Source organism: Vibrio profundi (assembly GCF_005281835.1).
GTDB lineage: Bacteria > Pseudomonadota > Gammaproteobacteria > Enterobacterales > Vibrionaceae > Vibrio > Vibrio profundi.
The window spans coordinates 592844-605202 of sequence record NZ_RZIS01000001.1 but is presented as its reverse complement, the minus strand read 5'-3'; the positions used below and the strand labels follow the sequence as shown (position 1 = coordinate 605202).

12 protein-coding genes are annotated in these 12359 nt (G+C 43.0%); 2 read left to right on the top strand and 10 right to left on the bottom strand.

Features of this window, described 5'->3' with window-relative positions:
- Positions 1–76: 76 nt before the first annotated feature.
- The 7 genes from cmk to ELZ11_RS02795 all read right to left on the bottom strand — a co-directional run bounded on the left by cmk (position 77) and on the right by ELZ11_RS02795 (position 7797).
- Positions 77–757, bottom strand: a complete 681-nt coding sequence (cmk, locus tag ELZ11_RS02825; protein WP_137355846.1) for a (d)CMP kinase — start codon at positions 755–757, stop codon at positions 77–79.
- Positions 758–895: 138 nt separating this feature from the next.
- Positions 896–1696, bottom strand: coding sequence for a GGDEF domain-containing protein (locus ELZ11_RS02820; protein WP_167494612.1), 801 nt, complete (start codon positions 1694–1696; stop codon positions 896–898).
- Between the two features lie 142 nt (positions 1697–1838).
- Positions 1839–2591: a 3-deoxy-manno-octulosonate cytidylyltransferase gene (gene kdsB / locus ELZ11_RS02815; RefSeq protein ID WP_137355844.1), complete on the bottom strand. Its 753-nt coding sequence runs from the start codon at positions 2589–2591 to the stop codon at positions 1839–1841.
- Entirely contained in the window at positions 2591–2770 is a 180-nt protein-coding gene (locus ELZ11_RS02810) for a Trm112 family protein (RefSeq protein WP_137355843.1), read from the bottom strand. Before ELZ11_RS02810 ends, kdsB begins: the two co-directional genes overlap by 1 nt.
- Complete coding sequence (gene lpxK, locus ELZ11_RS02805; RefSeq protein WP_137355842.1) at positions 2751–3758, bottom strand: tetraacyldisaccharide 4'-kinase; 1008 nt, start codon at positions 3756–3758, stop codon at positions 2751–2753. The genes ELZ11_RS02810 and lpxK overlap by 20 nt, the downstream gene beginning before the upstream one ends.
- 12 nt (positions 3759–3770) lie before the next feature.
- Complete coding sequence (gene msbA, locus ELZ11_RS02800) at positions 3771–5519, bottom strand: lipid A ABC transporter ATP-binding protein/permease MsbA (protein ID WP_137355841.1); 1749 nt, start codon at positions 5517–5519, stop codon at positions 3771–3773.
- A gap of 31 nt (positions 5520–5550) precedes the next feature.
- Positions 5551–7797, bottom strand: a complete 2247-nt coding sequence (locus ELZ11_RS02795) for a DNA internalization-related competence protein ComEC/Rec2 (RefSeq protein WP_244291590.1) — start codon at positions 7795–7797, stop codon at positions 5551–5553.
- A 17-nt stretch (positions 7798–7814) separates the two neighbouring features.
- On the opposite strand from ELZ11_RS02795, the gene ELZ11_RS02790 reads away from it, so the two are divergent.
- Entirely contained in the window at positions 7815–8324 is a 510-nt protein-coding gene (locus ELZ11_RS02790) for a DUF2062 domain-containing protein (RefSeq protein WP_137355840.1), read from the top strand.
- Between the two features lie 159 nt (positions 8325–8483).
- Here the strand turns inward: ELZ11_RS02790 and lolE are convergent, their stop codons facing one another.
- Genes lolE through lolC form a run of 3 tightly spaced genes read right to left on the bottom strand, consistent with a single transcriptional unit; the run spans position 8484 to position 11622 of the window.
- The gene (lolE, locus tag ELZ11_RS02785; protein WP_137355839.1) at positions 8484–9728 is read right to left on the bottom strand and encodes a lipoprotein-releasing ABC transporter permease subunit LolE; all 1245 of its coding nucleotides are present in this window, start codon (positions 9726–9728) and stop codon (positions 8484–8486) included.
- The gene (lolD, locus tag ELZ11_RS02780) at positions 9729–10421 is read right to left on the bottom strand and encodes a lipoprotein-releasing ABC transporter ATP-binding protein LolD (protein ID WP_137355838.1); all 693 of its coding nucleotides are present in this window, start codon (positions 10419–10421) and stop codon (positions 9729–9731) included.
- Entirely contained in the window at positions 10414–11622 is a 1209-nt protein-coding gene (lolC, locus tag ELZ11_RS02775; RefSeq protein ID WP_137355837.1) for a lipoprotein-releasing ABC transporter permease subunit LolC, read from the bottom strand. Before lolC ends, lolD begins: the two co-directional genes overlap by 8 nt.
- A 164-nt stretch (positions 11623–11786) precedes the next feature.
- Here lolC and ELZ11_RS02770 point away from each other — a divergent pair, with 164 nt between their 5' ends.
- Complete coding sequence (locus tag ELZ11_RS02770) at positions 11787–12356, top strand: PilZ domain-containing protein (protein ID WP_137355836.1); 570 nt, start codon at positions 11787–11789, stop codon at positions 12354–12356.
- Positions 12357–12359 lie beyond the last annotated feature (3 nt).

Here is a 12359-nt window from a genome sequence, read left to right as displayed (position 1 = left end):
GGTATCCTACCGCATGGGGTTGATAAATTCGCCGGTCATCATCCTTGCGACCAACGGTCTTGCTAGCTCAGTAGAATTACTCAGCTAGTTTCGATTCAATATATTGTAGTGCCTTTTCTACGACTTGTTCGATATTCATCGAAGTAGAATCGAGCACAAGCGCATCCTCAGCAGGGCGCAATGGCGCTACTGGGCGATTACGATCTCTATCGTCTCGCTCTTGGATCTCGCTCAAAAGGTCGTCAAATCTAACATTTAACCCCTTCTGTTGCAACTGTTTCAGGCGGCGATTCGCTCGCTCTTCGGCACTTGCATCTAAGAAAATTTTGGCCTCAGCGCTAGGGAAAACGACCGTTCCCATATCACGGCCATCAGCCACTAAACCTGGAGCGGCGCTGAATGCACGTTGGCGACGAAGCAAAGCTTCACGAACGCGAGGTAAAGCTGCTACTTTCGAAGCTGCCATGCCTGTTTCTTCTTTGCGTAACTCACCAGAAACGTCTTCACCTTCCAAGATCACTTTAACAAGATCACCTTCGGCAATAAACTGAACATCTAGGTGCGTCGCTAGAGGTACTAATGCGTCTTCTGATTCGGTATCAACACCGTGATGAATCGCTGCTAACGCAAGTACGCGATAGATAGCTCCTGAATCTAATAAATGAAAGCCTAATTTGTCAGCTAGCAACATACAAAGTGTGCCTTTACCTGCACCACTTGGTCCATCAACCGTAATTACCGGAGTTAGTGAGGACATGTTTTACTCCACGTTATTTGTAGATTTTCGTTTTTAGTAGCAACCAATTAGCCGTACTTTTATAGGCGGCATATTATAAAGATTTTTAACCAAAGGAGCGAGCAAAATATCCATCGCTAGTCTTTCCTTTCTATGCAGCTATACTCCATTTCCTTCAACACCAAGCTTCATTTCGTACATCCTTCTATCCGCTATTCTGATCCTATCTTTAAGTGTCCCTTCTTCTACTGTCGATACACCAAACGAAAACTCAATACTTTTCATCTGTGACAGTAAGAAAATATTATCTAAAACAAGTAACCTTCTAGAAGGCTTAACCAATAAAATAAACTCATCTCCCCCTACTCTAAAAGCGAGTTCATCTTCATCAATCGTAGACAATAATATAGAAGAGAATCGTGAAATAAACAGGTCACCTTCTTCATGACCTTGTTCGTCATTCACTCGCTTAAGTCCATCTAAGTCGATATAGATAAGGTCAAAATAGTTATCTGTAACTTTTTCTAAGTACTTCCGATTAAAGAGTCCTGTCAACGCATCTCTAACCGATTCAAGCTCTGTCCTACGCAATAAGTTCGTCACTCCGATAGCTATCATTGCGATTGAAGCAACCCATAGCCCCTCTTCAATCGCGTTATCTAAGTACTGAATTTGGTCAATAGCAGCTTTTACTGGTTTTGACTCAGTTGCTATATCATAGAAAGCGGCCGCCAACATTAATGACAAACCGTTAAGAATTAGTTTCTCTTTATTCAAACCTTTATGGACAACTAAGCGGATATATAACAGTAATATGAAATAAGCACTTTCAGTAATGAAATCAACTTGATCTGACAACTCTAAGAGCGGGCTGTATGACAATGCAAACAATGTGACGTATACAAAAATGGTAAACGACACATAAAATGCATATTGATCATCAGGCAATTTCTTATACATTACGATTCCCATACCTCAAGCCAACCGCCAACGTCATATTTACAAGCCTCTATCTAAGTTAATCCAGTGAAACCCAATAAAAACAGCGTACTGTTGGGTAAGCAAAAAAAACCTCACATCGTGAGGCTTTACATTCTAAGAGTTAAAAATCTTTGACTAATCGTCTTACAGCTTCAAGATCTTCCGGTGTGTCTACACCAGCAGCCGGTGGCTCTATAGCAACATCGACATGGATTTTTTCTCCATACCAAAGTACCCGAAGCTGTTCTAAGCATTCAATCTTTTCCAATACGCTTGGCTCCCAGTTAATATAAGTATTAATAAAACCAGCGCGATAAGCGTAAATACCAATATGGCGTAAAAGTGGTGTGATCACTTTTTTATCTTCGCCCGAAAAATTATCTCTATCCCAAGGGATGGAAGCTCGGCTAAAGTACAATGCATAACCCTGGTTGTCGGTGACAACCTTAACCGCATTAGGGTTAAACACCTCTTCCTCATCGGTTATTTCTACGCCAAGTGTCGACATTGGGGCTTGACTGCTCGCAAGGTTACTCGCGACCTGATTGATAATACTAGGAGGAATCAAAGGCTCATCACCCTGAACATTAACAATGATATGATCATCAGGAATGTTCATTTTTGTCACGACTTCTGCTAATCGTTCAGTACCTGACTCATGTTTGTCTGACGTCATACACACTGTTGCCCCGAACGCCAGAGCAGCCGCTTCTACACGACTATCGTCAGTCGCAATAATAACGCGTTCAGCCCCAGCTTTTTCTGCCTGTTCATGAACCCATTGAATCATCGGCTTACCGGCAATATCAGCCAAAGGTTTTCCAGGAAGACGAGTAGACTGATACCTAGCAGGAATAACAACAGTAAATGACATTATTTGCCCTCGTCCACAGACATCTCACGAGCTTCTGGCTCAAGAAGTACTGGAATACCCTCTTTAATTGGATACGCTAGGCGGTCTAGTTTACAAATCAGCTCTTGCTTATCTTTATCAAAAGTCAGTTTACCTTTGCATACTGGACAAGCCACAATTTCAAGTAGACGGTGATCCATAGTATTCCATAACCTCATTAATTTTGTTCAATATACGCTGCTCAGACTGCGTATCTAACTGTGCTGACACTGGTAGATACCACCAATTTGGTTTAGCAAAGTTACTACACTTAACAGCATCTTTTTCTGTCATTATGACGTTAGAGCCTTGGCTTGCAAGCTCTTCTAACTCTTGTTGCTTAAAGTCTTGATGGTCAGCGAAACCTTTTGTTTTTACTACCTGGGCATCTAACATCTCAAGCGTTTTAAAAAACCTAGGGGGATGACCAATGCCAGCAAATGCTACCAACTCTTTCAATTCCGAAACTGACTTTCGCTCACCTGTCTGCAGATTCACAGCAGAACTAGGCGCCAGTGACATTGAAATTTCGCCAACTTGAGGCTCTCCGCCGTTAGTCACGATGAAATCGACATCGTTCAAGCGGGAGGTAGGCTCACGCATAGGGCCTAATGGTATTGATAATTCGCTGCCAAAGCGGCGAGCCCCATCAACTATCACAAACTCTATATCGCGCGCTAACGCATAGTGCTGTAGACCATCATCGGTAACAACAACATCTACGTCATACTCTAAAAGAGATTTAACAGCATTTGCGCGTACAGGATCGACCGCAACAGGTATTCCTGTTCGTTTAAATATTAATTTTGGTTCATCACCACAATGGGAAGTTGGCGTACTACTGTCGACTATTAATGGATACTGAGGGGCTTTGGCTCCGTATCCACGAGACACAACTCCTGGCTTAAAGCCTTGTTTGATTAGTGTTTCAACTAACCAAATGACTACTGGAGTTTTACCATTCCCCCCCGCAGTGATATTACCAACAACAATAACAGGGACTGGCGGTCGGTAGACTGGCTTTTTACCAGACTCAAACGCGTTTTTACGTGATGTACTCACCCAACGAAAAACAACACTAAGTGGCCATAACAATGGCCACAACACGTATTTAAGAGGATGATTTTCGAACCATATTTTTTCAATCACGATTATGAAGCCTTAATCACCGAATTGAATACGATGCAACTGAGCATAAGCGCCATCTTTTTCAATCAGCTGGGCATGAGGGCCTCGCTCAATGATTCGACCTTCATCCACGACTAAGATTTCATCCGCTTCTTCTATTGTAGACAGGCGGTGTGCAATAACTAACACCGTTTTGTCTTTCTGAAGTTCATCTAAAGCAGACTGGATTGCACGTTCAGATTCAGTATCTAGAGCAGAAGTGGCTTCATCTAAAATTAAAACAGGTGCGTCTCGTAACAACGCTCGCGCAATTGCGATCCGCTGTCTTTGCCCACCAGACAGGCTTGCACCGTTTTCGCCAATGAGGGTATCGAGCCCAAGCTCCATCCCATCAATAAACTCCGTAGCATGGGCTAGCTTTGCCGCATGCTCAATTTGTTCACGGGTATAATTCTCTTCAGCAGCGTAAGCGATATTGTTCGCTAACGTATCGTTAAATAAATGAACGTTTTGCGATACCAATGCAAAATGACCTCGAAGGTTACGTAATTCATAATCTCTAACGTCATGACCATCAAGCTCAATATGCCCTGAATCAACATCATAGAAGCGTGTAAACAGATTCGCGATGGTACTTTTACCAGAACCTGAACGCCCTACCAATGCTACAGTTTTACCTTTCGGAATTGAGAAGCTAACTTCTTCCAACGCTGGCTTCTCGCTACCTTCATAGGTAAACGTTATATCTTTAACTTCAATATCGCCTTTGGCGCGATCTACTTTGAGCGTCCCTTTGTCTTCTTCAACATCAAGGTCCATCAATCCAAACAACGTCTGACTCGCTGCCATACCACGTTGGAATTCAGAAGTTACATTAGTCAACGCCTTCAAAGGACGCATCAAACCAAACATTGCTGAAAATACGACCGTAAATGTACCTGGGGTCAACTCAGTACGTATCGAATCAACACTTGCAAGAACCAGAATCGTCACAATCGCAATTGAGCCAATCATTTGAATGATCGGGTTTGCCGCGGCTTGTGCAGTCACTAACTTCATTGTTTGCTGACGCATTTGATTGCTTACATTATCAAAGCGCTTTTTCTCTACATCTTGGCCGCCGTAACTCAGTACCACTTTATGACCTTTCAGCATTTGCTCAGCGGAAGCCGTCACTTTACCCATCGCCGTTTGCATGTTTTTAGAAATCTTTCTAAAACGCTTGGATACAATACTAATGCCCCAGGCGACTAACGGAGCGACAGCAAATAACACTAAAGACAGCTGCCAACTGTTCCAAAACATCAAAACCAGTAAACCTATAATACTTGCCCCTTCACGGACGATGCTCACTAAGGCTTTACTTGTTGCTGCTGAAACTTGTTCGGAATCGTAGGTGATACGAGACAACAACGCACCGGTTTGTTCTTTATCAAAAAAAGACACGGGCATATGCATGAAATGACTAAATATTTTCCGCCTGATCTCCATAACCACGTTTCCGGAAACCCAGCTAAGGCAATAAGTCGACACGAACCCACTGACACCTCGGATAAACATCATTGCAAAGATGATTAGCGGTAATGTGCGCAAGAAATCAGACTCCGCGTTACCAAAACCTTCATCCAATAAAGGTTTAAGAAGCGAAATCATATAAGTGTCAGAGATAGCATTAACCACCAGAGCAACCACAGCTACAGCCAACCCTGACTTATATAAACGTATATAAGTCCAAAGTCTCTTAAAGGTTACCCAAGTAGTTTCGTCGGTTTGTGTTGACATAGAAGTGCTTTATTTTCTTACAATATTCCCACTATTCTACTCCCTTCCGTAGCATCTGCCTATACCATGAAGGCCATCGTTCATCTCTTAAACTGGTAAAACTCCAACTCTGCCCTTCAAGCTTGATGGTAATTTGACCGGATTCCCCTGTGTCCACCCACTTAACACCATTCGAAGTATAACGATTTACAACGGCCAGATTGGGCATTCCCCATCTATTCCCTTTCGCAAGAGATGCAATCGCCAATTTAGGAGAAACAGCCCTGATAAACCGTTCGGTTGATGACGTGCTACTACCATGATGAGGAACCAACATGATGTCACTATCTAGAACCTCTGGTTTTCTAATTAAGAGCCACTCACTCAAGGCGTCGATATCACCAGTCAGCAGTATGGACACATCACTATGAGCTTCTGTAGCTTTCACGACGCAAGAATGTGGGTTATAAGCTCGATTAGACGTATTTGGCGGCCATACACTTTCAAATTTAACGGATTGCCAATACCAAACCTCACCTTCTATACACGGCAAATGATCTTTTAACTTTTGACTACTACGCACCCAAGTCGGCTGGAAATCTTGCAAAATCGACTGGTAACCCCCTGCGTGATCTGAGTCGAAATGACTAACAATAAGCCCGTCTAAATTAAAAACACCCTGTTTATTCAATACAGGTTTGATAACCGCTCCAGCAATATCACCACCAGCCCACGTCGTTCCGGTGTCATACAATATGGCTCTATCATTTTTCACTAACGTAACTGCCAACCCGTGCCCAACATCTAAAACATCGACAGTCAGTGATGTATCCTTTGATTGAGTCAGCGTCGAGAACAGAATAAGCACACCAATCGTCAAGATAGCTTTTCTTTTTAAGACAAATGAAAACAACAATACGCTAGCTAAAAGCACTAACAAATAAAGTGCCTCTTGGCTAATGTCCAACCAATGACCTTCTGCATATCCAGAACTCCACGTGACTGGCCAGAGTGCTGCATCGACAAGCCACCAAGCATTAATGTTTAGGGAAGTAAGGAAGATAGAGACGAATAAAGCGAAGAAGAGAAGCGGAACCACGACCAAAGAAAACCAAGGGAGGAACATCAAGTTAAAAAAGAATGAAAGCGGGCTTATTCCCCCCAAAAACAACGCCGATGCAGGAAGAAGCAATAAGCTAACATAGACCTGAAGCTTAATCGCATAAGCTAACTTTCCTGAAATGCTTTTCGGCGAATAGTTCATTCGAACGACGCAATATAATACTGCCGCTACAGCGCTAAATGACAGCCAGAAACTGTTCGACATTACCGAAAACGGATTTATCGAAAGTACCAAGCAAAGGCTAATAAGTACGTACCTAGGAATGGAAACCCGAGTTTGCGTCAAAATCAGCAAACTCGCTAATAAGCACATAATAAAAGCGCGTTGAGTTGGCAAAGAAAAACCAGCAAGCCATGAATAACTCCACGCCAAACTTAGCCCAAAAACGAAAGGTAACCATAACCATTTGGGCTTAAACCACCTCCAAACCACTCCAAGCCAGTAGCCGATTCCAAATGCGATACCAATGTGCAGGCCTGAAATTGCGACCAAATGTAACAACCCACTGGCCTGTAAACCTTGCCACACGTTTTCAGTGATGGCTTCGCGATAACCAAAAGCTAGCGCTAATATTAAACCTGAATGTTTGAGGTTTTCGATACTCTTAGTTACTTCTTGAAACCACTGATGCCTTAAGCTTACTGGCGAGTGAACTCTGAACGAAGTACCATTTACGTAATGAGCGCTAGCGATAATCTGTCTACTGAAAAATACCCGCTCTTTATCAAACCCGGCGGCATTCAATTTTCCATATATTGGCTTTAAAGTGACCGACAACTCAACGGTGTCACCCAACTTTAATGGAAAAGGCGTATAAACTTTTAATTTAGAATTAGAGAATAAGATGCTTTTTTCGCCTCCAATTGATCTAACTATAATTAAGCTTTCATAACCGTGTATATTTTGCTTAAAAAGACTAACAACTGAAGCATTTATGGTAGTATTCTGGCCAGATTGGAACAGTTGATGCGTCTGAAGCTTTAGCAAGTTTCCTTGTAGGATAATAAGGAAGCACGCACAAAGTAGACCTCCTGTTAGCGGTAACACCCTATACTTGATAGAGGTACCCCATGCCACTAACAGAAACATTAACCAAACCGAACTTGGTAACCACGGCCAAAACTCGGACGTGACAATGGTTACAGCAAAAGAAATTAGAAACCAGTAGCTAAACAAGAGAGTCCTTTCCCATTATGCCAAGAAAGTTTATCAAGCGATTTATGCCAGACCATGAGCTGATTAAACGTCAGAAGGCATTGAAAGTTTTTGGCAATGTTTTATACAACCCTAATTTATGGTGTTTAAATCGCCGTTCCGCTGCAGGCGCTTTTGCCGTTGGCTTATTTATGGCGTTTGTTCCTCTGCCAAGCCAAATGATCATGTCTGCAGGTCTTGCGATGCTTTGCGGTGTGAACTTGCCATTATCCGTTGCATTAGTTTGGATCAGTAACCCCGTGACTATGCCTGTGCTTTTCTATTTCGCTTATAAAGTTGGCGCATTTGTATTACACGTCCCACCGCAGCCATTTCACTTCCAGTTGTCTTGGGATTTCATCATGGCGCAGATGACAACAATCGGGCCCCCTTTCCTTTTGGGTTGCCTAATATGCGGTACGATTTCAGCAATCATCGGCTATTTCGGAATTAAAGGCCTATGGCGTTACTCTGTAGTAAGAAGCTGGCAAAAACGTCAAGCACGCTAAGCTAGTGTATTGAGTGTAATTCGTAAAAAAGAGAGTCTTATTTGAAAACCAAGCATGGTAATCACTTTTACATGCAAATGTCGGTAACGAAGTGTGAGTTTCAATAAGGTAAAACAAAAAAGGACCCATCTGGGTCCTTTTTTACATCTGATGATAAAACTACTTAGAGCTTAATACTGATGCGGGGTTTAGCTGCGCGGCACGTGAAGCTGGGTACCAAGTCGCCAACAAACTTAAAATGGTTGCTGTACCGGATACCACTAATACGTCAACTATATTGAGTTGAGACGGAAGAAAATCGACGAAATAGATATCCCCAGATAAAAACTGATGACCGATCAATGTTTCTAGCATCTTAATCATACTAGTGAGGTTTAACGCAACCAATACGCCAATCACGCTACCGATCAAGCTGCCAAGAACACCAGAAAAAACACCCTGCCACACAAAAATTCGTTTAATCAAACCATCAGTTGCGCCCATAGTTCTAAGTATCGCGATCTCTGCTGCTCGATCTTTCACCGCCATCATTAGCGTAGACACAATATTAAAACAGGCAACACCAATCACTAGCACCATCACCAAATACATAATGGTTCTGACTAACTGAATATCTCGATACAAAAAACCAAACTTTTGCTGCCAACTCCGTAAATAGACATAAACATCAAGCGTATTCCCAACTTCGCGGACAATTGTATTCGCGTTGAGAACATCACTAACTTTCAGCGATACACCAGTCACACCGCTTTCCAAGTTCGCGTAGCTTTGAGCATCTTCAATCGGTACAAGCGCCAAGTTATGGTCTATCTGCCCATTTAACGATAACAGCCCTACCACTTTAACTCGAACTCGTTTCGGAGCTTGAACTTTGGATGAGACACCTGTTGTCGGTATCATCAAAGTAAGATATTCACCGACTTCAACTCCAATCGCTTTCGCTGCCCCTGAACCTAAAATAATCTGCTGCTCACCCGCATGAAACGTTCGCCATACATCCTGATCGATAAAGCTCGAAAGGCTAGACACTCGCTGCTCTTGAACTGGGTCAATGCCCCGCACTTCGATAGCTTTAAGTTCTTTACCTTTTTCAGCTAACGCGGTTAACCTGACATATGGCGCTGCAGCTACCACTTTGTCGTGCTTCTCTGCTTGCTTGACAACTTGCGACCATAAAGTAATAGGTTCGTTAACACCCTCAAACTCACCATGTGGAATGACTGAGAGCACTCTTGATTCTAGCTCTCTCTCAAAACCATTCATGGCAGACAAACCAATAATGATCACTGCCACACCGATCGCAATACCAATCGTCGACGAAAGCGAAATAAAGGAGACCATTTTATCTCGCTGTTTTGCGCGACTAAAACGCCCACCGATTAACAAAGATAACGAGGCAAACACTTAACTCACCTCTTGATTAACGTTGACGAGCAAACCGTCTTGCATATGCAGCTGACGGTCCATTTTCCGGGCCAGTTCTCCATCGTGAGTCACCACCAAAAATGCCGTTCCCGACTCTTGGTTTAACTCACGCATCAAATCGTAAATCGACAAAGCGGTATTGTGGTCTAAGTTACCTGTCGGTTCATCTGCAAGTACAAGGTCGGGTTTATTAACTAAAGCGCGCGCAATTGCGACACGCTGACGCTCACCACCAGACAACTCAGACGGGCGATGATCGACTCGGTGAGACAAACCGACTTTGTCCAATAACTCTCTCGCGGCCTCTTTCGCGACTGATGGCTTTTCACCACCAATCAGCAATGGCATAGCTACGTTTTCAAGCGCTGAGAAATCAGCCAATAAGTGATGAAATTGATAGACGAAACCTAAATGACGGTTACGCAGCTTCGCCTGCTTATTGGAGCTAAGCGTCGCTAGGTCCTGTTCTAAGAAGTGTACTTTGCCATGCGAAGCGTCATCTAAAGCGCCTAAAATGTGTAATAGCGTACTTTTTCCTGAACCTGAAGTGCCGATAATCGATACCAACTCTCCCTTCGAAATAGAAAAGCTCACTCCTTTCAACACTTCCGTATCAAGATTTCCCTCACGATAAGTTTTCTTAACATCGTGACAGTGTAAAAATTTATTCATAGCGAAGTGCCTCAGCAGGTTTTACAGAAGATGCACGATAAGAAGGGAAAAGGGTCGCAACCAGGCTTAGTGCAATAGCCAGCACAACAACAATAACAATTTGCATCGGGTCAATAAGAATTGGAAGTTGCCCGCCAAAAGAAAACAGTGCTACACCAAGAGTTTCAAGTATTAGATTTAAGTTATTAGCTAATAGGACCCCCAGAGCACCACCGACAACCGAGCCAATCACACCACTACTTGCACCTTGAACCATAAAGATCCCCATGACTTGTTTGTCACTCATACCTTGGGTTTTCAAAATCGCGACTTCTGATTGTTTCTCCATCACAACCATGATCAGAGCAGAGATAATATTAAATGCCGCAACGCCAATGATTAAGCCAAGCATCAGTCCCATCATATTTTTTTCCATACGAACGGCTTGAAAAAGTTCACCACGCTGATCTCGCCAATCACTCCATTGCCAACCTGTCGGCAATTTCGAACTGGCTAAATCTGCGACCACAAATGGGTCCTCAAAAAATAGTCGCCATCCAGAAATCGTATCCGGTTTGAATCGCATCAATCGCCCAGCGTCTTGAATGTTTGTCACCATGAGTTGCGCATCAATATCTGAACCAGTGTTGTAGATCCCAGCAACAGTAAAGTTCCTTTGGCTGGGTATACGGCCAAGTGGCGTGTACTGACTCGCGCTGGTCACCATTAAGCGAACTTTATCACCAACTGATACTTTAAGGTTTCTCGCTAACGTGTGGCCTAAGAAAACTTGATATTGACCGGCCTCAAGTGAAGATAAGCGGCCTGCAATTAAATGGTCTTGAATCGGGTCATGTTCATTAGGCTCTATACCAATAAGCAAACCTGCTGCAAGTTGCGCTGAACTTTGGATAACGGCTTCGCTTCGAACGATAGGCTCAACCTTACCATTCAAAGATAAATTTTGAATGAAGTCAGGAGCTTGATCGGAGAAAGGAGTCTTTCCTGAATCCATAGAAACAACAGCTTGAGGTAATACCCCTAAGATGCGCTCTTTCAACTGTGCTTCGAAGCCATTCATAACAGAAAGTACGGTCACTAAAGACAGCACACCAATGGTGATACCCGCAGTAGACATATAAGAGACGAAACGGCTGAAACGGTCGCCAGAGCGACCTTTTAAATAGCGAATTCCGACATAGATAGAAATAGGATGAAACATGTTCAAAACCAAGAAATTGGGATGCGACCTAATGTAACGAGAATTCTAATCACTTTGTAGAGTTTAATTGAAAATATCCAGTCAAATAAGTCAATTAGTGCGACTAACCTTGATTACTCAGCCCACATGACGATAATCAATATAAATGTCTAAGGAACCAAAGCATGACAGAGCAAGAGTTTTTCACCGTTCACCATAGTCTAACTGTAAACATTGAGCCTTTAGCACAAGACTTTGTTTTGCCTGCACAACAGCAATTTGAAGCCGAAATTCCCGCACCATTTATTGTCGCAAGTGAGTTTAGCCAACTTGATTTAATGGCCGATAGCGCCAGGCTTGAGCTCAAGAACAGCGACTTAAAACACGTTATCAACCTGTTGGACACGCAGAACTCTAAACTCAATCTACTGTTAAGTTTTATGCTAGCTCAGCAAGATGATGTGAATTTCAGAACACACACCTTCACTTTCGGTGCGAGCCAATTCTCTTATCGTTCTAAAGATCTGATGAAAGCAGGCGACCTTGTACGTGCGAAGCTTTTTTTAGAATACCCAGCAGCGGCTATTTACTGCTATGCAGAAGTCACTGAATGTAATGAAAAAGATACCGATTTTGAAGTGAGCCTAAAGTACTTGCTACTTAGAGATGCTGACCAAGATCTACTCATAAAAGCCGCTCTCCATCAACAACAAAAATTACTACGTCAACGCTCGATCGAACGCGACAGCAAATAACAT

Excerpts from the sequence above, each read along its gene's own strand:
- cmk (WP_137355846.1), bottom strand. The coding sequence starts at position 757 with ATGTCCTCACTAACTCCGGTAATTACGGTTGATGGACCAAGTGGTGCA.
- ELZ11_RS02820 (WP_167494612.1), bottom strand. The coding sequence starts at position 1,696 with ATGTATAAGAAATTGCCTGATGATCAATATGCATTTTATGTGTCGTTT.
- kdsB (WP_137355844.1), bottom strand. The coding sequence starts at position 2,591 with ATGTCATTTACTGTTGTTATTCCTGCTAGGTATCAGTCTACTCGTCTT.
- ELZ11_RS02810 (WP_137355843.1), bottom strand. The coding sequence starts at position 2,770 with ATGGATCACCGTCTACTTGAAATTGTGGCTTGTCCAGTATGCAAAGGT.
- msbA (WP_137355841.1), bottom strand. The coding sequence starts at position 5,519 with ATGTCAACACAAACCGACGAAACTACTTGGGTAACCTTTAAGAGACTT.
- ELZ11_RS02790 (WP_137355840.1), top strand. The coding sequence starts at position 7,815 with ATGCCAAGAAAGTTTATCAAGCGATTTATGCCAGACCATGAGCTGATT.
- lolD (WP_137355838.1), bottom strand. The coding sequence starts at position 10,421 with ATGAATAAATTTTTACACTGTCACGATGTTAAGAAAACTTATCGTGAG.
- lolC (WP_137355837.1), bottom strand. The coding sequence starts at position 11,622 with ATGTTTCATCCTATTTCTATCTATGTCGGAATTCGCTATTTAAAAGGT.
- ELZ11_RS02770 (WP_137355836.1), top strand. The coding sequence starts at position 11,787 with ATGACAGAGCAAGAGTTTTTCACCGTTCACCATAGTCTAACTGTAAAC.